This window comes from Clostridium nitrophenolicum, assembly GCF_055391695.1.
Genome location: NZ_AP042469.1, coordinates 4328599 through 4354214, shown reverse-complemented (window position 1 = coordinate 4354214; position 25616 = coordinate 4328599). Strand labels below are relative to the sequence as shown.

The window sequence follows — 25616 nt, the reverse complement described above, 5'->3', positions numbered from 1 at the left end:
ACATTGATATTTTTGTAAATTATTGCTATTATTACTAATATAGGTTAAATTTATATTAAGTAAAACTATTTAGATCCGAGGTGATTTTGTGAGAATAAATTTATCGTATGTAAGAGGGTATTGGGAAGATTGCATTAAAAGTGATAGATTAGATGAAAATTTAGATTCTATAATAAGAGAATCCTGGATGAGATGTAGGAAGCTTAAAGTTAATCCTTTTAGAAAACATGTAGAAAAGTTATCAGAATGGGAAATGAGCTTCATAATAAAGGAAAACGCTCAGTTAATACAGGTAGCGCATCCTATAATGGAAGGCTTATATGACATAGTTGCTGGGTCAGGTTTTGTAATAGTACTTGCAGATAAGAATGGTTATATTATAGATGCTATAGGTAATCATGAATTTAAAAGGTCAAAAGAATTAAATCTTGTGGTAGGGGCTAATTGGTCTGAAAAATCTGCAGGAACCAATGCTATTGGAACTGCTCTTTGTTTAGATAAGCCTGTTCAGATAATAGGAGCAGAACATTACTGTTCAAAGAATCACTGTCTTACTTGTTCTGCTGCAACTATACATGATGAAGAAAATAAAATTATAGGGTGTATAAATATGTCTGGAAACTATTCTGAAGCGCATTCTCATACTACAGGAATTGTAGCTTCGGGAGCCCGTTTAATTGAAAAACATTTTGCTCTACAAGAATCTAATAAGCTTCTAAATGTAATATTTAATTCAATTTCAGAAGGAATGCTTGTGCTAGATGAGGATTTGAAAATTAAAAGAACCAATAAAATGGCATCAAAAATACTGGGAATACCCGAGCAAGAAATTTTAAGTACTGATATTAATTCGTTAATTAAAGATATGGACTTTATAAAGAAAATGTTAAATATTGAGAATGTATACTATAACTTAGATTGTAATCTTTATGTAAAAAATAGAAGAATTAAATGCAGTATGAATGCCTTTCCTATTATAGTTAATGGAAAAGCTAATGGTATAGTCATAACCTTTAAAGATGAGGGATATTTACATAAGATAGTAAATGTTATGGCAGGATATAATGCTAAGTACAATTTTGAAGACATAGTAACTAAGAATAAAGATATGAAAAAGACTATAGAATTTGCAAAAAAAGCTGCAATAACTAACTGCAGCATACTTATAGAAGGGCCTAGTGGTACGGGAAAAGAATTATTTGCTCAATCAATACATAACTATAGTACTAGAAAAAATGGTCCCTTTGTAGCAGTAAATTGTGCCTCGTTACCTAAGGAACTTATGGAAAGTGAACTCTTTGGATATGAAAAGGGAGCTTTTACTGGAGCGGCTAAAGATGGACATCCTGGTAAGTTCGAATTAGCTGATGGAGGAACCATTTTCTTAGATGAAATAGGAGAGTTGCCTTTAGATATGCAGTCCAAGCTTTTGAGAGTCTTGGATAACAATAAAATTACAAGACTTGGTGGAACTTATGAAAAAAAACTAAATGTTAGGATTATTGCTGCTACTAATCGTGATTTAGTGGAGGAAATAAAAAATAGGAATTTTAGAGAAGATTTATATTATAGGATGAATGTTATGAGTATTAAGACTCTTCCGCTGAAGCAAAGAGTAGAGGATATTGAAATATTGGCTAACTATTTTATTCATAGATTGAACAGTGAGAACTTTAGCGGCTTTAAAACTTTAAGCAGCCGCTATTTAGAATTAATAAGTAACTATAGTTGGCCTGGTAATGTAAGACAGTTGAGAAATGTTGTAGAACGCTCTTATTATTTATGTGAAAGTAATAATATTACAGAAGAGTACTTATATGATTATATCAATATTAAGAAACATCTCTATTTAATAAGTGATGAAAAAGTTGCGACTATAGAGGATAAAAATTCTGAAGTAATGACCATAGAAGAAATGGAAAAGTTAAGCATAAGAAAGGCTATTAAAGAAGCTAAAGGAGATTTAATAAAAGCTGCTGAAATGCTCAATATAAGTAGAGCTACTATTTACAGAAAAATTAAAAAATATTCTATAAATGGTTATTAAGTGCTATAAAAAACATCATAATCTCAATTTGAGATTATGAGAAATCTCAAATTGAGATTTCTCATAATTCATTTACACAAAATAAAGCTTAAGCACTTGGCATAGATTTTGCTATATAAATAGTTACAGGAAAAAATTTAAATTATTAGGGGGTATAGGGATGCAAAGATTTACACTTCCAAGGGATATTTATTTTGGAGAAAATTCTTTAGAGGTATTAAAATCATTAAAAGGTAAGAAGGCTATTATAGTTGTTGGTGGAGGCTCAATGAAAAAATTTGGCTTCTTAGGAAAGATTGAAAGTTATTTAAAAGAAACTGGTATGGAAATAAAGTTAATAGAAGGTGTTGAACCAGATCCATCAGTTGAAACAGTTATGAATGGCGCTAAAGTGATGAGAGAATTTGGCCCAGATTGGATTATAGCTGTAGGCGGTGGATCACCAATAGATGCTGCTAAGGCAATGTGGATATTCTACGAATACCCAGATTTTACTTTTGAAAAGGCAGTTATTCCATTTGGAATACCAGAATTAAGACAAAAGGCTAAATTTGTTGCTATAGCATCAACTAGTGGAACTGCTACAGAAGTTACAGCATTTTCAGTAATAACTGATTACAAAGCTAAAATAAAATATCCTTTAGCTGATTTCAATTTAACACCTGACATAGCTATAGTAGATCCAGCTTTAGCTCAAACAATGCCAACTAAATTAACAGCTCACACAGGAATGGATGCTTTAACTCATGCAATAGAAGCTTATGTAGCAACTGCAAGATCATACATTTCTGATCCTCTAGCTATGCAGGCTATAGTCATGGTAAATGAGCATCTAATAAACTCCTATAAAGGGGATAAGGAAGCAAGAAATGAAATGCATATAGCTCAATGCCTAGCAGGTATGGCATTCTCAAATGCTTTACTTGGAATAGTTCATAGTATGGCACATAAAACTGGTGCTGTATTCCATATTCCACATGGATGCGCTAATGCTATATACCTCCCATATGTAATTCAATTCAATAGAAAGGCTTGTGAATCGAGATTTGCTACTATAGCTAAAACTTTAGGACTAGCTGGAAATACTGATGCTGAATTAACAGATTCATTAGTAGCTTTGATACAAGATATGAACAGAAAGTTAAGTATACCTTTAACATTGAAAGAATACGGAGTAACTGAAGAAGATTTTAATGCAAACTTAGACTTTATATCAAAGAATGCTATTTTAGATGCATGTACAGGATCAAACCCAAGACCAATAACTGTAGAAGAAATGAAGAAAGTATTCGAATGCACATACAGCGGTAAAAAAGTAGATTTCTAATAAAAAGAATAAAGGTTTGCATATATGACTTAATATTAGTCATATTCTAGCTTAAAATAAAGAGCCTAAACAGATAGAGAAAATACCCTTCTGTTTAGGCTAATTTACTTTAAACTATTTTACTATTAAGTCAAGAGATTGTTTCAAATCTGCTATTATGTCTTCAACATTTTCAAGACCAACGGATAGTCTAACTAAACCATCGCTAATACCTGCAGCATGTCTTTCTTCTGCTGTATATGGAGAGTGAGTCATAGAAGCTGGATGTTGAATAAGTGTTTCAGCATCGCCTAAACTTACTGCAAGAGTTGAAAGTTTAACATTATTCATAACAGTTCTTCCTTCTGCAACTCCTCCTTTTAATTCAAAGGAAATCATAGCTCCTGGCTGGCTCATTTGCTTCTTTGCAAGCTCATAATCTTCAAAGCTTTCTAGTCCAGGATAATAAACCTTATCTACAGCAGGATGTGCTTCCAAGAATTTAGCAACTTCCATAGCATTTTTACAATGTCTTTCCATTCTTATAGGTAAAGTTTTCATACCTCTTATGATAAGGTAAGCGTCAAATGGGCTAAGTACAGCACCAGTCATGTCCTTTAATCCAAAGAATCTAACTTGGTTTATAAAGTCTTGTTTACCAACAACAAAGCCTGCTATAACATCTCCATGACCGTTTAAGTATTTAGTAGCAGAGTGAACTACAACATCAGCACCTAATTCTAATGGTCTTTGAAGGCATGGAGTACAGAAAGTATTGTCCACAAATACAAGACAATCACTGCTATTTTTGTGAGCAATGTCAGATATTTTTCTGATATCATTAATTTTTAATGTTGGATTTGCAGGACTTTCAAGATAAACTACTTTTGTATTTGGTCTTAATGCTTCTCTTACTTCTTCAAGATTTGATGCATTTACAAAGGTTACATCAATGCCAAATCTTGTAAGACCATGATTTAAAAGAGCAAAAGTGCAACCATATAAAGTATCAGATGCAACTACATGATCTCCAGCTTTTAGTGCAGTCCAAAGAGCTGATGAAATAGCACCCATGCCTGATCCAGTAGATACGGCAGCTTCTCCACCTTCAAGTAAAGCTAATTTCTCTTCAACTTCTGTGCAGGTTGGGTTTCCTAATCTTGTGTATATGTATCCGTTTTCTTGTCCAGCAAATCTGTTTCCACCTTGCTCTGCTGAATCAAATATGAAGGTTGATGTTTGATATATAGGAGTAGCTAAAGAACCAAATTGCTTATCTCCAATATGTCCTCCATGTATTGCTCTTGTGTCAAAACCCATTTCTTTTATATTTTCCATGAGATTTATCCCCCTTATTTCTATAAAATATAATTTTGATTATATATAAAGCAAAACTCATGCCAATTGCTTAAGGGGCTATTTGTGTCAGTGTGTAAAGAAAAGTTGCCATTCAATATCAAATTGTGGCAACTTTTCTTTACATATGTAAATTATTCTTTACATTCTATATTATATTTTTTTATTTTATTCATTATAGTTGTATGAGATATACCTAAAGTTTTTGCGGCTTTTCTGAAGCTAGAATGTTTTTTTATTGCTGATAACAGTGCTTTCTTTTCAGCGATTTCTACCACTTCTTTGAGAGTAAAACTAAAATCATCTTTTTTTTCTTCATTTATATAATTTGTATTTTTTTCGAAATCTAAAATTAAGTTATCTTCATTAAGTAGATTACTATAACATAAGTTCATTGCTCTCTCTACAACATTTCTTAATTCTCTTACGTTTCCAGGCCATTGATATTTTACTAGTTTCTCGATAAATTCAGTTTCAGCACCTTTTATGTTTTTGTCCAGCTGTTTATTTAATTTATTAATAAAAAAAGTAACTAACATTGGGATATCTTCAATTCTATCTCTAAGAGGAGGTATAAATATAGGTATTACATTAAGTCTATAATATAAATCTTCTCTGAAAGTTCCATCTTTAATCATAGATTCCAGATTTCTGTTTGTAGCAGCTATTACTCTTACATTTATTTTTTCCTCTAAGACACTTCCTATTTTTCTTATGGTTCCTTCTTGAAGTACTCTTAAAAGTTTTGCTTGAAGGGAAAGCGAAAGTTCACCTATCTCATCTAGGAATACAGTTCCCTTATCTGCTATTTTAAAAAGACCATCTTTTCCCTCTTCCTTTGCACCAGTAAAGCTTCCTTTTGTGTATCCGAAAAGTTCGCTTTCTATAAGATTATCAGGAAGGGCAGCGCAATTTATAGCAACAAAGTTTCTATCAGTTCTCGAGCTTAAGTTATGAATAGCTTTTGCAAAAAGCTCTTTGCCTGTACCGCTTTCGCCGCGGAGCAGTATAGTAGAATTACTTTTAGCTACAGCAGAGCATACTCTTTTTACTTTTAAAATTGAAGAGCTATTTCCAATAATATCTTTAAATGCTATTTCTTCCTTTGATGTGATAGCATTAGATAATTCTATTGCTTCATTTATATCTTTAATTGAAGCTACTGCACCTATAGTTTTTCCTTTATCATCTTTTATAGGACGTCCTGTGGTTATGTAATGAATGTGACCATTTTTATTTTTTATATGTACCTCCACATTGTCATAGTTTTCTCCAGTATTTAAAAGTTTAATCATAGGTGCTTCAAAGCCTAAAAAGTCACCAACGTTTTTTCCAAGAACATCTTCTTTATCTATGTGGAATATGTTCTCACAGTACTTGTTGAAAAGTTCAATTTCTTCATTATGGTTTATAGCCATAATACCATCCTGTACAGCGTCTATCATAGCAAGTAATCTTCGCTCATTTCTTTCATAGGGAAGTAATTCTACACCTTGAACTTCGAATACTTCATCTAGAGAAAGTATGCTGTTAATTAAGTTCAGCTTTTTTTCATTTCTTAAAATTTCAATTTTTATATATGCTTTACCTGGGAAAACTTCTAGAGAGTGTATATTTATATTATTTTCATAATGCTTTTTTAAAATATCCAGCACTATGCCAACTCGGTCTTTTGCTGTTATTTTAAGCCTTAGATAATTTTTCATTAACAACTACTCCTTTTATTCTAATATAAAATACAGGATATAAGGCTGAAAGTTAACTTTCTGGATTAAGACTCCATATTCTTATAGATCATAGAGTATATAGTAATTTTTAATAATTTAAACATACCAAATATAATATTAAAAGTCTATAAAATAAAAAGTCATTTTAATCATAGAATAAATTATTAATATTTTAGATATCCTATTGAAATTATAGAAATAAACTGGTAGTATATTACTATGACGAATTAGTACTTTACTATGGTGAATTTGTAACGTAATAAAACAGGGAAGTGAATGTAATGATTAAGTGGAAAAGATATATACCGGATGGGACAAAGGATACTTTATTTGAAGAGTGTACAAAAAAAATAGAGCTTGAAAATATATTAAGAAAAACCTATATAAATAGTGGATTCTTAGAAGTAGTGTCACCAACCCTTGAGTTCTATGATGTATTTAATGGTGAAAATGCTACATTGCCTCAAGAAAAAATGTATAAGCTATTTGATAATCAAGGGAGAATATTAGTGTTAAGGCCAGATATGACTACACCAATAGCAAGAATTGCAGCTACTAAATTAAGAGAGGCACCTCATCCATTAAAATTATGCTATACATCAAATATATATAGAGTTAATGAAAGTTTAAACGGCAAAAATAGTGAGATTACTCAATCCGGTATTGAGATAATAGGGATTAAAAGTCTTAAAGCAGATGCTGAGGCTATAATAATGGGAATTACAGCATTGATTAAATGTGGACTTAAGGATTTTAAAATAGAATTAGGGCAAGCTGAATTTTTTAAAGCAGTAATTGAAGAAATAAATATAAGTGATGAAGATAAAGAAAGATTAAGAAAATATATAGAGAATAAAAATTTCACAGCTCTGTCGGAGCTTTTAGAAGATAAAAAAGATGTAATAAATAAGATTACACTACGTATGCTTAAGGAACTACCAAGATTATTTGGAGATATTACGATTTTGGACAAAGCAGAAGAGCTAACAGATAATCCTAAGGTACTTAAATCTATTGAGAGCATAAGAAAAGTTTACAACATAATTAAAAGTGCAGGATTTAAAGATTACTTATCAGTGGATTTGGGAATGGTGCAGCATTTAGATTATTACACTGGAATAATTTTTAGAGGATATACCCATGGAGTAGGCGGAAACATACTAAGCGGAGGAAGATATGACAACTTAATTTGCCAATTTGGTGAGGATCAGCCAGCTACAGGTTTTGCATTAGATGTGGACAGTATAATTAGAGCTCTTGAAAATACAAATCAGGGGGAAACTAGGGAAAAAGTATTAATTTACTATAAAGATGAATCATTTAAAGAGGCTTATAAAAAAGCTGAGGAGTTAAGAGAGAAAAATATAGTTGCTGAACTCAGTCTTTTAGAGTCTAAGGAAGAGGCTATGGAGTATGCAAAAGGAAAAGGAATAAATAGGATCATAATAGTGTGAATTTATTTTAATCAGGATGAGGAGTTTTAATATGAAGAATAAGAAGACAGTTAGAATAGCCATTACTAAAGGAAGAATTGAAGAAGGTGCTATAGATATATTTGAATCAGCAGGAATTGACTGTAGTCAACTTAAAAATAAAGGAAGAAAGCTTATATTTCATGATGAATATTATAATATAGATTTTGTACTTGTAAAAGCGCCAGATGTGCTAACTTACGTTGAGCATGGAGTAGTAGATATAGGTATTGTTGGAAAAGACACTTTATTAGAGCAGAATAAGAATTTTTATGAGGTTTTAGACCTGAAGTTTGGCTGTTGCAGATTTGCAGTTGCAGGTCCTAAAAATTCAAATTTTTATGAAGGATATAACAGAAAAAAAATAGCAACAAAATATCCTAATGTTGCAAGAGAATATTTTAGAAAAATAGGACAGGATGTTGAAATTATAAAAATAGAAGGGTCTGTAGAACTTACTCCTATATTAGGTTTATCAGATGCCATAGTGGACATTGTGGAAACCGGAAGTACTCTAAAGGAAAATGGTCTTGTGATTTATGAAGATATATGCAGCATAAGTGCAAGAATGGTAGTAAATATGGCTAGTATGAAGATGAAAAAGGATGAGATAGAGGAAATAATTGAAAAAGTTCATAGAGAAGTAAGTTTAAGAGATGTTTTATTAGCAAGTAATGCATAGAAATTTCTAAGGGAAAAGAATGACAAACTATCGTTGTAATTGGAGGATAAATTATGGATATTATAAATGTGGTATACGGAAACACTGAAGAAGGTAAAAGATATTTGGGTAAGCTTAAGGATAGAGAAGAAAGTGTACAACAAGATGTAACAAATACAGTTAAAGATATATTAGGTGACATAAAAGAAAATGGAGATAAAGCTTTAATAAAATACACAAATAAGTTTGATAGTGAGAATGTAAATAAAAATAACATTTTAATAAGCAAAGAAGAAATTAAGCAGGCTTATGAAATGGTAGATAAGGAATTTTTAGATGCTATTAAATTAGCTGCTCAAAATATAGAATTTTTCCATGAAAAACAAAAGAGAAATTCCTGGATGATTACTAAAGAAAAAGGAGTTATGCTTGGACAGAATATCAGACCTTTAGAAAACGTAGGGATTTATGTGCCAGGTGGTACGGCATCTTATCCATCATCGGTACTGATGAATGCTATTCCAGCTAAGGTAGCAGGTGTTAAAAATATAGTTATGGTAACTCCTCCATTAAAGGATGGAAGCATTAATCCTAACATTCTTGTAGCAGCAGATGTAGCTGGAGTCAATAAGATTTACAAGATAGGAGGAGCACAAGCAGTAGGCGCTCTTGCTTTTGGAACAGAAACTATTGATAAAGTAGATAAAATAGTTGGGCCAGGAAATATTTATGTGGCAATGGCAAAAAAGAGTGTTTATGGATACGTAGACATAGATATGATAGCAGGTCCTAGCGAAATTCTAATTATAGCAGATGAAAGTGGAAATGCAGAGTATATAACAGCAGACTTAATGTCACAGGCAGAACATGATAGATTAGCGTCATCAATACTAGTTACTACATCTTTAGAATTGGCTGAAAAAGTAAAAAAGGAATTATCACTACAAGTAGAAATTTTAAGCAGAAAAGATATTATTCTAGATTCTCTAAAAAATTATGGGGTAATTATAATAGTAGATAATTTAAAAGAAGCAATCGATATGTCAAACGAAATTGCACCAGAGCACTTAGAAGTTTGTGTTGAAAATCCATTTTTAGTTTTGGGAGAAATTAAAAATGCGGGATCTATATTTTTAGGATCTTATTCACCAGAACCATTAGGGGACTATATAGCAGGACCTAATCATGTGTTGCCAACCAGTGGAACAGCAAGATTTTTTTCACCACTTTCAGTAGATGATTTTGTGAAAAAATCAAGTTTTATGTATTACTCCAAAGAAGCATTATTTGATGTTGGGGATAAGATAATTAAGCTTGCAGATACAGAGGGGCTTACAGCTCATGCTAATTCAATAGCAGTGCGAATGAAGTAGGAGTATAGGGCTCAAAGACCGACAGTTAACTTCCCTATAGGAGGGCATAATTTGATAAGAGTGGAGAGGTGGATATGGAAGGTATAAGAAGAGCAGAACTTACTAGAACTACTAAGGAGACAGATATTAGTATTGAGATCAATTTAGATGGAGAAGGAAATTACAGCGTAGAAACAGGAGTAGGGTTTTTTGATCATATGCTTACCCTTTTTGCTAAGCATGGTATTTTGGATTTAGATGTAAAGGCAAAAGGCGATCTTTATATAGATTGCCATCACACAATAGAGGATGTAGGGATTACCCTTGGCAAATGTATAGAAAAAGCTCTTGGAGACAAGGCTGGAATAAAAAGATATGGTACTGCTTTTGTTCCTATGGATGAAGCTTTATGCATGATATCTATGGATATAAGTGGGAGATCTTATTTAGTTTTTGAAGGTGAATTTAATTCACAAAAGGTTGGAGAGATGGATACGGAAATGGTAGAAGAGTTTTTTAGAGCACTAGCTTTTAATGCAGGGATAACTCTTCATGCAAAAGTGCTTTATGGAAAAAATGCTCATCATATGATAGAAGGTCTCTTTAAGGCACTTGGAAGAGCTTTAAGAGAAGCAATTACTAAGGATGAAAAAATTAAAGGGGTTATGTCTACAAAGGGAAGTATATAATTTGAACCATGTAGGAAATGAGGGATAAAGTTGAAAGAAAAAAAGATAGCTATAGTAGATTATGGAATGGGAAATTTGAGAAGTGTTGAAAAAGCTTTTGAGTTTATAGGAGCTAAAGCTAAAATAACAGAAAATGCGGAAGAAATAATAAACAGCAGTGGAATACTACTACCTGGCGTAGGAGCTTTTCCAGATGCTATGGAAAATATAAAAAAGTTAGGTCTTGATAAAGTATTAAAGGAAGCTGTTAAAAACGGAACTCCTATTATGGGAATATGCCTCGGAATGCAGCTTTTATTTGAAGAAAGCGATGAAGTAAGAGTAACAGAAGGACTTGGATTTCTAAAAGGAAAAATTAAAAAATTCGAAGTTAATTTAAAAATACCGCACATGGGTTGGAATGATCTTATTATAGATAAGTCATGCGAAGTATTAAAAGATGTTGAAGAAGGTAGCTACGTATATTTTGTACATTCTTTTTATGCACAAATTGAGGAAGAAGGAGTACTTAATGCACACAGCTTTTATGGTATTGATACTCCAGCAGTAGTTAGCAAGGGTAATGTATTTGGACTTCAATTTCATCCCGAAAAAAGTGGAGAACCTGGAATGCAAATGTTAAAAAATTTTTGGGAGTTGATAAAGTGATAGTATTTCCAGCTATAGATTTAAGAGATGGCAAATGTGTTAGATTGTATCAAGGAAAATTTGAAGAATCAGAAGTAGTGGGAGAGGATCCCTTAAAGGTTGCTATGAGCTTTAAAGAAAGTGGAGCAGAATATATCCACATGGTTGATTTAGATGGTGCACTTAATGAAGAGATTAAAAATCTAAAGGTTATATCTGAAGTAGTTAAAACAGTAGGAATTCCAGTAGAGCTTGGTGGCGGTATTAGAGATATAGAAACTATAGATATGCTTATTGAAGCAGGAGTATCAAGAGTAATACTTGGAACAGCCGCTTTAAAAAATCCACAGTTTGTAATGGAAGCAGTAAAAAAGTATGGAGAAAAAATAGCAGTAGGAATAGATGCAAAAAATGAAAAGGTTGCAGTAAACGGATGGCTTAATGTAAGCAGCGTAGATTATATAGATTTTGCTAAGGAAATGGAGAAAATAGGAGTTAAAACTATTATCTTTACGGACATAAGCAAGGATGGTACTCTTCAAGGGCCTAACTTAGAACAACTTGGGAAAATTCAAAACAGTGTAAGCTGTAATATAATAGCTTCAGGCGGAATTAAGGACATTAATGATTTAAAAACTATAAATAAAATGGGCATTTATGGAGCTATTACAGGTAAAGCAATATATTGTGGAAACATAGATTTAAAAGAAGCTATAGAGGAATGTAGATAATTATTTAAATTAAGTTGGTGAAAAAGACCATAGTAGAAGGTGTGTGTTAATAATGAGTAAGTATTGGAGTGAAATCACCAAAAGCATAGAACCTTATGTTTGCGGTGAACAGCCAAAGGATAAAAAGTATGTAAAATTAAATACCAATGAGAATCCATATCCGCCATCACCAAAGGTTTTAGAAGCAATAGGGAATGCAGTAAATGCAGATTTAAGACTCTATCCAGATCCTAATTGTGATGAATTAAGTGAGACTATTGCAAAGTACTATAACTTAGATAGAAATCAGGTTTTTATAGGTAATGGTTCAGATGAAGTGTTAGCTTTATCATTTCTAGCATTTTTTAATAGAAACGAAACTATAATTTTTCCTGATATAAGCTATAGTTTTTATCCAGTTTATGCGGATTTATACAATATAAATTATAAGCTTGCAAAATTAGAAGAGGACTTTTCTATACCTGTTGATGAATTTATGACTGAAAATGGTGGAATTGTAATTCCTAATCCTAATGCACCAACAGCGAAATGTTTGGATATAGCATCAATAAAAAAGATTTTAGATTATAACTCTAATAAAGTAGTTATAATTGATGAAGCCTACATAGATTTTGGAGGAACTTCAGTAGTGAGCCTTATAAAGGATTACTCAAATCTTTTGGTAATACAAACTTTATCTAAATCTCGTTCTTTAGCAGGAATTCGCTTAGGATTTGCCCTTGGTCAAGAGGAGCTTATAGATGGACTAAATAGAATAAAACATTCTTTTAATTCTTATACAATAGACAGAGTCGCTGCTATAGCTGCAGTAGAAGCAATAAAAGATGAAGAATATTTTAAAGAATGTGTATCAAAAATAATAAATACAAGAGAAAAAGTTATTGAAAAATTAATGGTACTTGGTTTTAATGTTGTGCCTTCAAAAGCTAATTTTATTTTTATATCTCATTCTACATGCACTGCAAAAGAACTTTTTACTAAACTAAGAGAAAAAGGTGTATTAGTAAGGTTTTTTAATAAAGATAGAATAAATAATTATTTAAGAATTAGTATAGGATCAGATGAAGAGATGAATTTCTTTATAGAAAAAGTCAAAGAAATTATAGATGAATCTAAAGGCTAGATGACTCAATTTTTTTAGTTAAAGATAGTTTCAACGAAGGATCTAATCATAGGATTCTGTTGCTAGGAAGGTTACTTAAGTATAAAGTGTAGAAAGAGGTGTGGAGTTTGCTTACAAAAAGAATAATACCTTGCCTTGATGTTAATATGGGAAGAGTTGTTAAAGGAGTAAATTTTGTTAATTTAAGGGATGTTGGTGATCCCGTTGAAATAGCAGATTTTTATAATCATGAAGGAGCAGATGAAATAGTTTTTCTAGATATAACTGCTACTCATGAAGGAAGAAACACAATGATTGATGTAGTTAAGCGAACTGCAGAGAAAGTTTTTATTCCTCTTACTGTTGGAGGAGGCATAAGAACTTTAGAGGATTTCAAGGAAATATTAAGAGCTGGTGCAGATAAAATATCGGTAAATTCAGCAGCTATTAGAGACCCAGAGCTTGTTAAAAGAGCAGCTGAAAGATTTGGAAGTCAATGCGTAGTGGTTGCCATAGACGGAAGGAAAAGAGAAGATGGTTCTGGTTGGAATGTGGTTATAAACGGTGGGAGAATAGATACAGGACTTAATGCTTTAGAGTGGGTAAAAAAGGTTGAAGGCTTAGGTGCTGGAGAAATACTTTTAACAAGTATGGATGCAGATGGAACAAAGAATGGATACGACATAGAATTTACAAAGGCAGTGGTAGAGGCTTGCAATATTCCAGTCATTGCCTCAGGTGGTTGTGGAAAATTAGAGCACTTCTATGATGTGTTTAAAGAAACTGGAGCAGATGCAGCGTTAGCAGCTTCACTTTTTCATTATAGAGAATTGAGCATATCACAAGTTAAAAATTATCTTAAAGAAAAATCAGTTGAGGTAAGATTATAAAGTATTTTATTAATGAATTCAGCTAATAGTAGTAATTAACTCTTAATTATAGCAGTTAGAACATTATATAGGTGATGAATGTAGAAAGGTAATAAATATGGAGAATGTAGAATTAAATAATGTAAAAATAGAAATATTAAAAGAAATAGATTTTGCTAAAGGTTTAATTCCGGCAATTATCCAAGATTTCAAAAGTGGAGAAGTGTTAATGCTTGCATATATGAACGAAGAAGCTTTAAAGAAAACTATAGAGACAGGAACAACTTGGTTCTGGAGTAGATCGAGACAGGAATTTTGGAATAAAGGAGCAACCTCTGGACATTTACAATATGTAAAAAATATTAGTGTAGATTGTGACGGAGATACTTTGCTTGTAAAAGTTGATCAAATAGGAGCAGCTTGCCATACTGGAAGTAAAAGCTGTTTTTATAGAAATATTATATAAATAGGGGGTTTTATTAATGGAATTAAAAAATATTGTAGAACAACTTTATGAGGTAATACAAGAAAGAAAAAAAGACCCTATAGAAGGTTCTTACACAAGTTATCTTTTTAGTGAGGGCATAGATAAAATACTAAAGAAAATTGGCGAAGAAAGTGCTGAGGTTATAATAGGAAGCAAAAATAATGACAAAGACGAAGTCGTATATGAAACCTGTGACTTAATTTACCATCTGCTAGTATTAATGGCATATCAGGATATTACTATTGATGATATAGTAAAAGAACTTGAGAAGAGAAGGCAAAAAATATGCAACAAAAAACCAGAGAGAAAATCAGTAGAGGGAATTCATTAAAAACTTGCATTTCGTGAAATAAAAATTTTGCGACATAAGACCCTATATAGAGAATTAGGCTGAAAGTTAACTTATACGCCGGTATGTGTTTCCAAGCTTCAGTACGTTAAAAATTTTTAGTCAGTCTAAAGCTTGTGCTTCAAGATAACCTAAGAACTTTCGAGAACTCGCTACGCTCAAACAACTCTAAAGTTCTAAGGTTCTCTTAAAACCCTTCACTAAGACTAACACAAAATTTTTAAATCTATCTTCAGCTTTGGAAACATATCCCTCTGTATAAGCTAACTTTCTAGTTAGTTTTTCTATAAAAAAATGCGTCGCAAAATTCTTGAATTTCCAAGCAATGGCGAAAAAATTATAGCTTTAAGATGTAGTGTTTAGTTTATTAATTATAGTAACATAATTTATACAGTGGTTACATATATCATGGAATCTTACCTTCAAATCCTCACTAAGGTCAGGATTAAAATATATTTCGGAGGCCTCAACAGATATAAGAAAGCCCGAAATTTTTTTATTATACAACTTTACCAGCTCTAATAAAGTCAATGTGTTTTGCGAAAAATGTAAAGTATCAGGATCGATTTGTTCTAGCGGAGTTACAGTAACAGTTCCAGGCTCAATATCGTAATAGCTTGAATCTAGAACTACTAAAAAATCGTCGTTTTTTATTTTATCCATACAATATTCTATCTTTGTTTCACCAATTATTGTTTCAAATCCCAATAGTTTAAAATCATAGTGTAAAAGCTCGGCAATTTTTACACCTATTCCATCATCACACATCACTATATTGCCTATAGCAATAATCTTCTTGTTCATAGCAACCTCCCAATCCTTTGTTTCAATAAAATATATGCATATGAACAGCTATTAAATGCTAATTTTTTAAAGTTGTTAATAGGAATTTAAGTATATGCTAGTGAGCCTGATGTTATTCATTTTAAATATAAGAAAGCGCGGCCAATATATTAATATATTAGCCGCGCCATTTAATTATGTTATTTTTAATAAGTTCTTTTAAGAAGATATTCAGTAACTTCATTTAAAACTATTTTATATGGATTTTCTGGCAGTTTATTAATTAGCTTAAAAGCTTTTTCAGTATATTTATGTGCAAGTTGTTTTGCACTATCTATGCCGTTATATTTGTTTACTAAAAGCATAAGATCCATCACATCCTCATCTGAAAAAATTTGTTTTTCTAGATAGGGAATAAAGGAACTTTTATTTTTTCGAGCGGCATAGATAAAGGGTAAAGTAAATATTCCTTGCTTTATATCAACTGTGGCAGATTTTTTTATTGAATCATTAGAGCCTGTATAGTCTAATATGTCATCGATTATTTGAAATGCCATGCCTATATTATGACCTATATGCCAAAATCTTTTGCAAAGGGCATCAGTACAACCACTTTCTGCGGCACCGGCATATAATGACAGTGAAAATAATTCAGCAGTTTTACCGGAAATCCTATTTAAGTAATTCTTGACTGAAAGAGTATTATCAAATCTTGAGTTAAACTGATCTATTTCACCTAAACAAATTCTCGACATAGAATTACTGTCTATTTTAATGTTTTCTAGGGTTGTAGAAGAAGCCAAGATTTTAAAGCAGACACAGAAAAGGAAATCCCCTATATACACTGCGTAGTCTTTTCCATATTTTGATTGAATAGTTTCCTGACCCCTTCTAAGTTTAGCATCATCAATAATATCATCATGAACTAAAGTTGCCATATGAAGCATTTCAACGGCAGCTGCTAAAGGTATTGCTTTCTTAGGATTATAGCTGCCAAAATGGGAAGATATTATAACAAAAGCAGGTCTTAGTAACTTTCCACCAGAGCGAATTAATTCCTTTATAGAATTCTCTATTTTTTTATCTTTACATTTAATGTTACTCTCCATTAGAGAAACTACGGCTTTTAGTTCATTACTTACATCATCGTATTTATTCCACATTTTATCCATAAGATTATTCCTCAAATCTAGTGATTATTTTTAACTACGAGTTTATACTTCCTTCATGAGATATAAATTCCTTAACCTGTAGTTCCTGATTATAAACAGGTATTCTTTTTCCAAACCGCCATTTACTCAATTGCTCACTTATCCATGGCATCACCCAATAATCTAAACCAAAGGTTCTTCCAGCTCCAGACATTAATGCAATAGCACCGAAGAAGTACCATAGTATATCCCATCCTGCCATAGCAGAAAGTACAAAGTTAGCAACTAAAAAGGCAGAGGCGGCACTTGCTAAAAATGTAAATAATCCTGCAAGTAAAGCTAATCCAATGCATATTTCTGTAAATACAACCATTCTTTGAAACCAAATTGCAATATCAGGATTAGGTATCATTACATTCATCAAGAATTTATAAAAGCCTGGCATATGACTTAATATAGGTATTGGTTGAGCGGAAGCAGCTTGTGCAGCCGCATCAGCACTTTTAACATATTCTGAAGCTCCTGAGTTAGCAGCAGAAACTAACCATTCAAAAGGAAGTTTTATATTTCCAGATTTAAGCCAGCTATCAGGACCAGGTCCAGATATTACAGATAGAAGTCCTTTTTCAGCCCAGGTACCTTCGCCAACAAATTTCTTTAATCCTTCTAATACCCAAAGAGATCCTATAAATAATCTAAGAGGTACAAGCCATAGTCGGTTTCCTTTCGATGATAAATGACCTCTCATTATACTTCGTTTATCTTCAATTGAGAAAAATTCATGTACTAAGTAATGGTAACAAGCATTTATCCCATTTACTCCCCATAGATAATGGAGGTTAACTAAGTGTTTCATAACCATAGCAAAGAAGCCAGATAATTTAAAGCCCGAAAGGTTTGCTACACAGTATCTTCCGCCAATAGAAACCATAAAACCATGATACTTTGGCTTAAATTTAGCTAATTTTTTAGATTCTAGTAATGCGGATATATTATTCGCTATTGTGTCGCCAGTTTGCATTGCTGCTTCAACAATTTGAGGATTTCCTTTACTCGGTTCTTCCTCATAGTAAGAAATATCTCCAACTACAAATACATCTTCTTTTCCTACTACTTGCATATATTCATTTGTAATTAGTCTTCCCGCTCTTCCCTTTTCTAGACCATATTCAGAGGACTGTTGATTGGCTTGTATACCACAGGTCCAAATAAGAGTTTTAGTTGAAATTTCATCTCCATTTTTAAGCTTTATAGAATTTGGCGTCACTTCAATAATAGGCGAATCTTTTATTAGATCTATTTTATGCTTAAACATATATCTCTCAGCTTTGTTTGCTTGTTTACGATCTAGCATATTCAAAATTGTAGACATGGCTTCCACAACTAAAATTCTAACTTCTTTTTCATCTACATTGTAATCTTTTGATAGCTTACTTTTCCATTCAAGAAGTTCTCCAGCCATTTCGATTCCAGTAAAGCCAGAACCTGCTATTGTAAAAGTAAGAAATTCTTTTCTTTTGTTTTCATCTCTTTCTTTTGCTGCATTTGAGAACATTGAATGTATATGCTCCCTTATACGAATTGCATCTTCAAAGGACCAAAGTGTAAAACCATTTTCTTTTACACCTGGAACGTTAAAGAAGGCTGGTTCAGAGCCAGTGCCTATTACCAGATAATCATAATTATATTCTCCAAAAGTAGTAGTTACAATTTTTTTATCAGTATCTACTTTAGTAATATAATCAGTGACCACCTTTACCTTTGTTCTATGGAATATTTTACTTAACTCAATTTGTACAGATTCCGGTTGAACTCTTCCACCAGCAACCTCGTGAAGTTCTGTCATCAAAGTGTGGAATGGGTTTTTATCAATTAGTGTAATTTTTACATTAGGATTTTTTTTGTATTTTTTAGCTAGTTTTTTTGCTACCCTTATACCACCATATCCAGCACCTAAAATAAGTATTTTCGCATCATTAAACATAATCCCCCCCCTTGTAATACCACATAATTTGGTTAAGATGTAAATTAATCCATAATAACATTTTATATCTAAATTTATAATATGTCCATATGAGTTATGAATAGTATAAAAGGATTTATTTGTTATAAATTAACTAAATATATAGAGTAATAGTAAATTTAATCAATTAAATGAATAAATTTCACATTATTTATAATTAAAATTAAATTAATTACTAAAATTTAGGTTATTATATATTTGTAAAATATATACAATATTGTTCGAATATAGTATAATTAGATTATCCAACAAATACTGATAATGTTTTAATACTTATTATATTGTTATGGGGGAGTGTAATATGAAAAAAAAGTTTTTATTAGGTTTATTAGTATCAGTAATTATAAGTACAGGCTTACTAGCTGGGTGCGGTGAAAAGAAAGAAGCAGCACCTGCTAATTCAAATTCAACAACTCAAGCAGCTTTTAAAGATGGAAAGTACAAGGCTGAAGCTTCAGACTTCGATGAAAGAGGATGGAAGCCATTTGCAGAGATGGAAGTAAAGGATGGAAAAATCACTTCAGCTAAATTTGACTATGTTAATAAAGATGGAAAATTTAAAACTCAAGATGCAGGTTATAACAAAGCAATGGAAGAAAAGAATAAAACAAACCCAGCTAAATACACTAAGGAGTTGACTGACTCACTAGTAGCAAAACAGGATCCAACAAAAGTAGATACTGTAACTGGGGCAACTACTTCTACAAACAATTTTAAAAAGCTTTCTACTCAGCTAGTTGAAAATGCGAAAAAAGGTGATACTTCAGTAGTAAAAGTTACTATAGGAAAGTAATGAAATAATAGATAAGTAGTCTTAAAAAGACCTTAGGTATTAGATAAACCTAAGGTCTTTTATTAAGCAGAGAACTCAAATCTTAAGCAGGCATCCAAAATCTTAAGTAGATATCCCAAATCTATGATTTGGTGATAGTCACTTACACAGAGTGCTGATTTTGAGATGATCGCTTACACAGAGTGCTGATTTGTAGTGAATCGCTTACTCATTCGACGGAAGGAGAAGGAGTTTCATTTAATAAAACTGGAGGGTTAGAAGATGTCATTAAGTAGCTTTTTAAAATTTGTTGAAATTAGAACTAAAATAGCTAGTGTAATTCCTTTTGCACTAGGAGCAACCTATTCCTTGTATCACTATAAAAGCTTTAAACCTTACAATTTTATAATAATGTTTATATCGCTAATTGCTTTTGATATGGTTACAACAGCTATAAATAACTATTGTGACTATAAAAAAGCAAGTAAATTCCATTTAGATAGTTGTAAAGTTGAAAACATAGTTATAGAGGGCGGTATTAAGGAATCCACAGCCTTAGTTGTAATATTTAGTTTGTTAGTCATCGCAGTTACTTTTGGAATTATATTAGCTTTAAATACAAATATAATTGTTCTTTTTATAGGGGCTGTTTCATTCTTTATAGGTATATTTTATACTTTTGGTCCAATTCCAATTTCACGTATGCCATTAGGTGAACTATTTTCAGGTTTTTTTATGGGATTTGTGATTTTATTTTTATCAATTTATATTCATATATACGATCAAAATATTATAGGATTGGTATATAAAAACAATATTTTAACTTTAAATGTAAATATAATAGAAGTATTTTACATATTTTTAAGCTCTATACCTGCTGTGACTGGTATATCAAACATAATGCTATCCAATAACATTTGTGATATGGAAAAAGATATAATAAATAAGAGATATACATTGCCATACTATATAAGTAAAAAAAGGGCATTACAGCTTTTTAAAATTTTCTACTTTATCGGATACATAGATATAATAATACTGATTGCAATAAAGTTAATTCCGAGTATAGCTATGTTGGTATTAATTACAATAATTCCAGTAAGTAAAAATATAAAAGCTTTCACTGAAAAACCTGTTAAGAGTGAAACCTTTGTATTGTCTGTGAAGAATTTTATTCTTATAAATATATCTATAGTTTTATGTATAGGTATGGCAACTTTAATTAATTCTTAGCACTAGGAGCTATTCTTAGTGCTATTTTGTTTTTTTAGTGTATATAATTTAATGAAAGGGCTGTACTTATAGCTATAATATTATCGCTAATTATAATGGAGAAGGAGGGAAGCCAGCTTATGTTGCAGTAAATGGGATAGTATATGACGTAAGTGTGAATCCTGCATGGGGAGGCGGAACTCATTATGGATTATATTCAGGAAAAGATTTAACTAGTGAATTTTCTGGATGTCACATGGGGAATGTAGGAATTTTAAACAGCCTTCCCAAGATAGGAACTATAAAAAAATAAGGGGGAATATATAATGCATGATACTATATTACTAAATAAAATATCAGATTCTTTAGAAGCTCTTTGCAAGGCTCATAACATAAAGAGGATTAAAAGATTGTCAATTATTGTTGATAAAAATAGCCACGTGGATTCAGACAATCTTTATGATCATCTTCGCAGCTTTAACAGCAACCTAGCGGGAGAATGGACTGAAATTGTAGTTGAAAAAGAACAGCTGGATAGCCAAGTAGCAATTCTACACAGCATTGAAGGTGATAAGGAGAACGTTGAAGAGTAAATACTAACAAAAGTTTTTTAATAATTTATGAAATGAAAGAAGGGAGCGATTTTCGCTCCTTTTTTCATCCAAACATACTATAATTTTTATGAAATATGTGGCATAATATAGGTGGTTAAAGATGGTGCAAAAACAATAATAATAAGTTTGTTTTGTGGTAGTTAGGAGGAGTTCAAATAATGATAAATAGATTAAGTAAAGCCAAAGAAGAAGTTGAAAAAGCTTTTAATAATGATAAACCTGAGGATATGGGCAAAATGGCAAAAAGATTTAAAAATTTATATTTTGAATGTTTGCAAAAGGGAGAGGAAACTAGAGAGTTTCACTATGCAGAATATATAAAAAAGGTAATTATGCTGTATTTCGAAAATATACTTAATGGATATGGTGATGCAGAAAATTTATATGATGAGTGTGAGTATGAAGCTCATTTAGCAGGAATAACTCCAAATATAGCGATTACATATTAATAGCTGTTCTTATTATAGGAGAATATTGTTATTATATTCTCCTATAATAAGAAAATAATTTTATTTAATTAATCCGTATCTGACAATTTCTAAGCTAACATCAACATCGAAGGAAATATTTTTATATACTTCTTCCCACTTATGTTTCTGCCAAAAGGAATTATGCTTAGCTCTAACTAAGTTTCCAATACCTAGAGGATCACTTCCTACTTCTTGTGTATATTTTAATAATTTCATGCATTCTGATTTTAGTTCCTTAGCCATTAGTTCTTCATATTCTTTTTGTATTTCTTTTTTGTCTATGTGATTCCATTCACGCTCATCGTAATCACCTTTAAAGGCTAAAGATATTTTAACTGTAGGGATGTCATTTTCAATACTAACATTTATTTTTTTCTTAGGTTTAGTAAGCATGACTGCAGCTCCAGTTTTCCCAGATGAATCATTTTTAGAAGGGCCTACAGTGGTAAAAATATATTCTGTTTTAGACATTTTACCTTGCATTGCTAAAAGTAATGAGGTTTGCTTAGGTTTAATTTTTCCTACTAGCTTATCGCCAGAAAATAGTGCAGCGCCATCAACTCGTATGCCTTTTCCCATTTCTGTTTCTATTTTAACTATAGGGGTTATAGGATCTATACCGGGAGCGAAGTAAGCGCGGGCAAAATCAAATATTGATGTATTAGGGCAATAGGCGTTTTCAAAATTATTAATAACTAACTGATGAAGATAAAATGCAGACCTTGGTTTGTCTCCAAGTTTTTGGGAATAATTAAATAATTCCTTGGGGCTACTTTCGCTAACGATTACATATGCGATAGCAGGATTTGCAGGATCTCGTTCTAATATTTCTAAAAGATTAATAATGCCTTTTTTAGCCAAAGAGTCTGATATAAGCATCTGTTGTACCTTTCCACCTTGTAATAACTTAGCAGACATTTGTATAGCTTTTTCTCTTTGTTCTCTAACAATCTCTACATCACTGAAAAGCAACTCCACCTGTTCTTTCTTATTGGGATCTGTTACTGGAGAGGTGTAGGATACAAGCAATCTATTGTCCGGAGAAGATTCTATGCCAACTTGTAAAATAAATCCTATTTGTTCATAAACTTTTTGATCCCAACAACCAGTGAGCAGAAAAGGAATAGATATAATAATAGAGAAAAGTATTAAATACTTCTTCATTTCATCGTTACACCTCTCTTATTAACAAAAGAAAATAGAAAAGATATAATAAGGTAAACAACAACTCCAATACCTAAGTAATTTACCATTTCAGCAAACTGACCTAATTGAACTAAGTCCTTTGGTATACTGCTTAATGTTAAAATGAATATAGAAAATACTATTATAGGAAGCACTTCATTGTCTAATTTAAAAATTAATCTTATAAAATGATATGAAGAGCAATAATAACTTCTTACAGCACTTCCCATTACAGGAAACCAAAGAATTATGAAAAATATATCTGCTCTCTCAAATATAGGAAGTCTAATAGAAGTTGCTATGGTAAGCAATGGGAAGGCACTTAACTCTAGCTTTTTTTCTCCAGCTAATATAGTCAATAAAAAAACTATTAATGTAAAGAAGAGAGTAGTAAATATATTAGCATATACAGCATACTTAATAGCTTTATCTTTATCAGTAACATGAGGATAGACAATTGTAGCTAACTCAAAGCCTAAATAGGAAAAACTAGAAATAAGGACTCCTTGTAAAATCGAAGGAATTCCTGCAAGTCCTAAAGGTTGTATAAAAGATAAATCTGCATGTTTTAGTATTGACAAATAGAATACTATAGCAACAATATAAGAAAGAGATATTAAACTAGATAGTCTAGCTAGAACTTTAAACCCCTTAGAACATACATATATAGATGATAATAATAATACAACAGAAATAGCAAAGTCTGGAGTAAGTCTTAATAATGTTACTTTAGTAAATTCTGCAACAGATCTAGCTACAACACTAGTAGTAAAAGATAAATATGCAAACAACCCAAAGTTTATAAAAGTACCTAAAATTTTGCCATATAAAAGTATATTAATCTGAAAAATAGATTTATTCGAATATCTACTTAAGAAAAGCATTATAAAATATACAGCTATAATACATAGGATTCCTGTCAATAAAACTGATATCCAGCCGTCATGCCCAACTTTTTCAGCTAAGGTAGAAGGAAGAGAAAGGAGTCCGAAACCTATTTCAGAGGATACAATAAATATCATAAGTTGCTTCGAAGTAATATTATGCTTTTTATTATTGATCATTTTTTCCTCTCTCCTTATCAATAGGCTTTGATTGGTCAGGTCTCTTTTTCATATACTTAAGCGGAAGGCGTACAAATACATCCTTTAAGTCTTTAAACTTAAATGGAACAATAGGAGAAAAATAAGGCTGACCTAAAGATTCTAGAGATAATAAATGAATAAGCAGCAGTATCCAGCATATTAGCATTCCTATTAACCCATAAGTTGCAGAGGCAATCATAATTATAAATCTAAAAAATCTTATAGCAAAACCCATATCAGATATTGGGGGGGTGTAGGAAGCTATAGCAGTTATTGCCACAACTATAATCATTAACACGCTGACTAACCCTGCCTGAACTGCTGCTTGCCCTACAATAATGCCTCCGATAACACCTATAGTTGATCCTATGTATGAAGGAAGCCTTATTGAGGCTTCTCTTATGAGCTCTATTGTAAGCTCCATAATTAAAGCTTCTATATATGGAGGAAAAGGTACCCTTTCTCTGGATTCTGCAAGTGGAATCAACAACCTAAGAGGAACCATATAGTAGTGAAAGGATGTTATGGCTATATATATCCCTGGAAGAAATAATGCTAGCAGCATTGCCAATTCCCTTAATAAACCTATGAAAGATCCAGATATCCAACTGGAATTATAGTCGTCTGGTGCTTGAAGGAAAGAAAACATTGAAACTGGAGCAATTGAGGAAACAGGAGAACCATCTATCATAACAGCAAATCTACCCTCAAGCAGCATAGCCATGACCTTATCTGGTCTTTCAGTAGATAAAAACTGTGGAAATGGAGAGTTTGGCGAACTTGATATAAGTTGTTCTATATACCCAGTTCCAATCATTCCGTCAAAATCAATATTTTTAATTTTGTTATATAAATCATTTAAAATATCTTGGTTAGCAATACCGTGTATGTAGGCAATAGCTACCATTTGGTTGGATGAAGTTCCAACACGGAGCAATTTAAATTTAAGATTATTATTTTTTATTTTCCTTCTTAATATTGCAATATTAATATTAAGAGTTTCAACGAAACCTTCATGAGACCCCTTTATGTTTTTTTCTACAACTGGCTCTTCGATAGCTCTTTTTTCAAATTCTCTTAAAATACAGGACACAGCAAATCCCATTCCGTTAAAGATAAATACATATTCACCATATAATACTTTATCTACTATAGAGGGGATGTCATAATAAAAACCAATATTGGACACAGGAAGAGTTCTAACTTTATTTTCATCACAAAGCTCTTCAGATGACATGGAGAGTATATGAGATATAAAATCTCTCTGTACTAAATCAAAGTTTACTAATCCTTCTATAAATATAAAGTACCCTTCTACCTCATCTTTTAAATATACTTTTCTCATAATAATATCAGGACAATCACTAAAGCTTTCATTTAGGTTCTTGAGGATATCACTATATGAAGGTATTGTATTATTGCTCATAGATTTAACACCTCTATATTTAGTTGCAAAGCTAATATATTATAGATATACCCAAAATACACTAAATTATTAAAGTTTGATTTAGATCACAGAATCTTAAAATATAAGAGAATATAATGA

At 31.6% G+C, this 25616-nt stretch carries 24 protein-coding genes and 1 pseudogene; 17 read left to right on the top strand and 8 right to left on the bottom strand.

Going from position 1 to position 25616, the window contains the following annotated elements:
• The first annotated feature begins 88 nt into the window (after positions 1-88).
• Positions 89-2047 carry a sigma-54-dependent Fis family transcriptional regulator gene (locus ACZ5N4_RS20605; protein ID WP_464204367.1) on the top strand — a complete coding sequence of 653 codons (1959 nt, stop codon included), beginning with the start codon at positions 89-91 and terminating at the stop codon, positions 2045-2047.
• Between the two features lie 160 nt (positions 2048-2207).
• Entirely contained in the window at positions 2208-3374 is a 1167-nt protein-coding gene (locus ACZ5N4_RS20600) for an iron-containing alcohol dehydrogenase (RefSeq protein WP_464204366.1), read from the top strand.
• A 114-nt stretch (positions 3375-3488) separates the two neighbouring features.
• Here ACZ5N4_RS20600 and megL read toward each other — a convergent pair whose 3' ends face one another.
• Both megL and ACZ5N4_RS20590 read right to left on the bottom strand, forming a co-directional pair.
• Positions 3489-4691, bottom strand: a complete 1203-nt coding sequence (megL, locus tag ACZ5N4_RS20595) for a methionine gamma-lyase (RefSeq protein WP_464204365.1) — start codon at positions 4689-4691, stop codon at positions 3489-3491.
• 152 nt (positions 4692-4843) lie between these two features.
• The gene (locus ACZ5N4_RS20590) at positions 4844-6415 is read right to left on the bottom strand and encodes a sigma 54-interacting transcriptional regulator (protein ID WP_464204364.1); all 1572 of its coding nucleotides are present in this window, start codon (positions 6413-6415) and stop codon (positions 4844-4846) included.
• 302 nt (positions 6416-6717) lie between these two features.
• On the opposite strand from ACZ5N4_RS20590, the gene ACZ5N4_RS20585 reads away from it, so the two are divergent.
• From ACZ5N4_RS20585 to hisE, 10 genes are all read left to right on the top strand, one after another.
• Positions 6718-7890 carry an ATP phosphoribosyltransferase regulatory subunit gene (locus ACZ5N4_RS20585; protein ID WP_464204363.1) on the top strand — a complete coding sequence of 391 codons (1173 nt, stop codon included), beginning with the start codon at positions 6718-6720 and terminating at the stop codon, positions 7888-7890.
• 31 nt (positions 7891-7921) lie between these two features.
• On the top strand, positions 7922-8590 hold the full coding sequence (gene hisG, locus ACZ5N4_RS20580; protein WP_464204362.1) for an ATP phosphoribosyltransferase: 669 nt from the start codon (positions 7922-7924) through the stop codon (positions 8588-8590).
• Between the two features lie 59 nt (positions 8591-8649).
• Positions 8650-9942 carry a histidinol dehydrogenase gene (gene hisD / locus ACZ5N4_RS20575; protein WP_464211017.1) on the top strand — a complete coding sequence of 431 codons (1293 nt, stop codon included), beginning with the start codon at positions 8650-8652 and terminating at the stop codon, positions 9940-9942.
• Between the two features lie 74 nt (positions 9943-10016).
• Positions 10017-10610, top strand: a complete 594-nt coding sequence (hisB, locus tag ACZ5N4_RS20570; RefSeq protein WP_464204361.1) for an imidazoleglycerol-phosphate dehydratase HisB — start codon at positions 10017-10019, stop codon at positions 10608-10610.
• Between the two features lie 30 nt (positions 10611-10640).
• Complete coding sequence (gene hisH, locus ACZ5N4_RS20565; protein WP_464204360.1) at positions 10641-11258, top strand: imidazole glycerol phosphate synthase subunit HisH; 618 nt, start codon at positions 10641-10643, stop codon at positions 11256-11258.
• Positions 11255-11968: a 1-(5-phosphoribosyl)-5-[(5-phosphoribosylamino)methylideneamino]imidazole-4-carboxamide isomerase gene (gene hisA / locus ACZ5N4_RS20560; RefSeq protein WP_464204359.1), complete on the top strand. Its 714-nt coding sequence runs from the start codon at positions 11255-11257 to the stop codon at positions 11966-11968. The genes hisH and hisA overlap by 4 nt, the downstream gene beginning before the upstream one ends.
• 52 nt (positions 11969-12020) lie before the next feature.
• Complete coding sequence (hisC, locus tag ACZ5N4_RS20555) at positions 12021-13091, top strand: histidinol-phosphate transaminase (protein WP_464204358.1); 1071 nt, start codon at positions 12021-12023, stop codon at positions 13089-13091.
• A 107-nt stretch (positions 13092-13198) separates the two neighbouring features.
• Positions 13199-13960 carry an imidazole glycerol phosphate synthase subunit HisF gene (hisF, locus tag ACZ5N4_RS20550; RefSeq protein ID WP_464204357.1) on the top strand — a complete coding sequence of 254 codons (762 nt, stop codon included), beginning with the start codon at positions 13199-13201 and terminating at the stop codon, positions 13958-13960.
• A 97-nt stretch (positions 13961-14057) separates the two neighbouring features.
• Positions 14058-14405, top strand: a complete 348-nt coding sequence (hisI, locus tag ACZ5N4_RS20545; RefSeq protein WP_464204355.1) for a phosphoribosyl-AMP cyclohydrolase — start codon at positions 14058-14060, stop codon at positions 14403-14405.
• A 16-nt stretch (positions 14406-14421) separates the two neighbouring features.
• Entirely contained in the window at positions 14422-14757 is a 336-nt protein-coding gene (gene hisE / locus ACZ5N4_RS20540) for a phosphoribosyl-ATP diphosphatase (RefSeq protein ID WP_464204354.1), read from the top strand.
• A gap of 363 nt (positions 14758-15120) precedes the next feature.
• On the opposite strand, the gene ACZ5N4_RS20535 is transcribed toward hisE, so the two are convergent.
• The 3 genes from ACZ5N4_RS20535 to ACZ5N4_RS20525 all read right to left on the bottom strand — a co-directional run bounded on the left by ACZ5N4_RS20535 (position 15121) and on the right by ACZ5N4_RS20525 (position 18693).
• Positions 15121-15579: a hydrogenase maturation protease gene (locus tag ACZ5N4_RS20535; RefSeq protein ID WP_464204353.1), complete on the bottom strand. Its 459-nt coding sequence runs from the start codon at positions 15577-15579 to the stop codon at positions 15121-15123.
• 185 nt (positions 15580-15764) lie between these two features.
• Positions 15765-16730, bottom strand: coding sequence for a polyprenyl synthetase family protein (locus tag ACZ5N4_RS20530; protein WP_464204352.1), 966 nt, complete (start codon positions 16728-16730; stop codon positions 15765-15767).
• Positions 16731-16764: 34 nt separating this feature from the next.
• Positions 16765-18693, bottom strand: a complete 1929-nt coding sequence (locus ACZ5N4_RS20525) for an FAD-dependent oxidoreductase (protein ID WP_464204351.1) — start codon at positions 18691-18693, stop codon at positions 16765-16767.
• 340 nt (positions 18694-19033) lie between these two features.
• On the opposite strand from ACZ5N4_RS20525, the gene ACZ5N4_RS20520 reads away from it, so the two are divergent.
• The 5 genes and pseudogenes from ACZ5N4_RS20520 (at position 19034) to ACZ5N4_RS20500 (ending at position 21779) form a co-directional block, all read left to right on the top strand.
• Positions 19034-19525, top strand: a complete 492-nt coding sequence (locus ACZ5N4_RS20520) for an FMN-binding protein (RefSeq protein ID WP_464204350.1) — start codon at positions 19034-19036, stop codon at positions 19523-19525.
• A gap of 261 nt (positions 19526-19786) precedes the next feature.
• Positions 19787-20737: a 1,4-dihydroxy-2-naphthoate polyprenyltransferase gene (menA, locus tag ACZ5N4_RS20515; protein ID WP_464204349.1), complete on the top strand. Its 951-nt coding sequence runs from the start codon at positions 19787-19789 to the stop codon at positions 20735-20737.
• Positions 20738-20834: 97 nt separating this feature from the next.
• Positions 20835-21029 (top strand): annotated as a pseudogene (locus ACZ5N4_RS20510) (cytochrome b5 domain-containing protein); the annotation flags it as partial.
• 13 nt (positions 21030-21042) lie between these two features.
• Positions 21043-21309: a hypothetical protein gene (locus ACZ5N4_RS20505; protein ID WP_464204348.1), complete on the top strand. Its 267-nt coding sequence runs from the start codon at positions 21043-21045 to the stop codon at positions 21307-21309.
• Between the two features lie 179 nt (positions 21310-21488).
• Positions 21489-21779 (top strand): hypothetical protein, encoded by a 291-nt coding sequence (locus tag ACZ5N4_RS20500; protein ID WP_211144051.1) that lies wholly within the window; start codon positions 21489-21491, stop codon positions 21777-21779.
• A gap of 60 nt (positions 21780-21839) precedes the next feature.
• Here ACZ5N4_RS20500 and ACZ5N4_RS20495 read toward each other — a convergent pair whose 3' ends face one another.
• The 3 genes from ACZ5N4_RS20495 to ACZ5N4_RS20485 are packed head-to-tail and all read right to left on the bottom strand — an operon-like array spanning position 21840 to position 25496.
• The gene (locus ACZ5N4_RS20495) at positions 21840-22964 is read right to left on the bottom strand and encodes a Ger(x)C family spore germination protein (protein ID WP_464204347.1); all 1125 of its coding nucleotides are present in this window, start codon (positions 22962-22964) and stop codon (positions 21840-21842) included.
• Positions 22961-24049, bottom strand: a complete 1089-nt coding sequence (locus tag ACZ5N4_RS20490) for a GerAB/ArcD/ProY family transporter (RefSeq protein WP_464204346.1) — start codon at positions 24047-24049, stop codon at positions 22961-22963. The genes ACZ5N4_RS20495 and ACZ5N4_RS20490 overlap by 4 nt, the downstream gene beginning before the upstream one ends.
• Positions 24039-25496 (bottom strand): spore germination protein, encoded by a 1458-nt coding sequence (locus tag ACZ5N4_RS20485; protein WP_464204345.1) that lies wholly within the window; start codon positions 25494-25496, stop codon positions 24039-24041. The genes ACZ5N4_RS20490 and ACZ5N4_RS20485 overlap by 11 nt, the downstream gene beginning before the upstream one ends.
• Between the last annotated feature and the right edge of the window lie 120 nt (positions 25497-25616).

Bases quoted from the DNA above. Each gene is read 5' to 3' on its own strand.
- ACZ5N4_RS20585 (WP_464204363.1), top strand. From the start codon at position 6,718: ATGATTAAGTGGAAAAGATATATACCGGATGGGACAAAGGATACTTTA.
- ACZ5N4_RS20505 (WP_464204348.1), top strand. From the start codon at position 21,043: ATGCATGATACTATATTACTAAATAAAATATCAGATTCTTTAGAAGCT.
- hisE (WP_464204354.1), top strand. From the start codon at position 14,422: ATGGAATTAAAAAATATTGTAGAACAACTTTATGAGGTAATACAAGAA.
- ACZ5N4_RS20535 (WP_464204353.1), bottom strand. From the start codon at position 15,579: ATGAACAAGAAGATTATTGCTATAGGCAATATAGTGATGTGTGATGAT.
- ACZ5N4_RS20490 (WP_464204346.1), bottom strand. From the start codon at position 24,049: ATGATCAATAATAAAAAGCATAATATTACTTCGAAGCAACTTATGATA.
- ACZ5N4_RS20495 (WP_464204347.1), bottom strand. From the start codon at position 22,964: ATGAAGAAGTATTTAATACTTTTCTCTATTATTATATCTATTCCTTTT.
- hisC (WP_464204358.1), top strand. From the start codon at position 12,021: ATGAGTAAGTATTGGAGTGAAATCACCAAAAGCATAGAACCTTATGTT.
- ACZ5N4_RS20590 (WP_464204364.1), bottom strand. From the start codon at position 6,415: ATGAAAAATTATCTAAGGCTTAAAATAACAGCAAAAGACCGAGTTGGC.
- ACZ5N4_RS20520 (WP_464204350.1), top strand. From the start codon at position 19,034: ATGAAAAAAAAGTTTTTATTAGGTTTATTAGTATCAGTAATTATAAGT.
- ACZ5N4_RS20530 (WP_464204352.1), bottom strand. From the start codon at position 16,730: ATGGATAAAATGTGGAATAAATACGATGATGTAAGTAATGAACTAAAA.
- hisI (WP_464204355.1), top strand. From the start codon at position 14,058: ATGGAGAATGTAGAATTAAATAATGTAAAAATAGAAATATTAAAAGAA.
- menA (WP_464204349.1), top strand. From the start codon at position 19,787: ATGTCATTAAGTAGCTTTTTAAAATTTGTTGAAATTAGAACTAAAATA.
- ACZ5N4_RS20600 (WP_464204366.1), top strand. From the start codon at position 2,208: ATGCAAAGATTTACACTTCCAAGGGATATTTATTTTGGAGAAAATTCT.
- hisG (WP_464204362.1), top strand. From the start codon at position 7,922: ATGAAGAATAAGAAGACAGTTAGAATAGCCATTACTAAAGGAAGAATT.
- ACZ5N4_RS20500 (WP_211144051.1), top strand. From the start codon at position 21,489: ATGATAAATAGATTAAGTAAAGCCAAAGAAGAAGTTGAAAAAGCTTTT.
- megL (WP_464204365.1), bottom strand. From the start codon at position 4,691: ATGGAAAATATAAAAGAAATGGGTTTTGACACAAGAGCAATACATGGA.
- ACZ5N4_RS20485 (WP_464204345.1), bottom strand. From the start codon at position 25,496: ATGAGCAATAATACAATACCTTCATATAGTGATATCCTCAAGAACCTA.
- hisB (WP_464204361.1), top strand. From the start codon at position 10,017: ATGGAAGGTATAAGAAGAGCAGAACTTACTAGAACTACTAAGGAGACA.
- ACZ5N4_RS20525 (WP_464204351.1), bottom strand. From the start codon at position 18,693: ATGTTTAATGATGCGAAAATACTTATTTTAGGTGCTGGATATGGTGGT.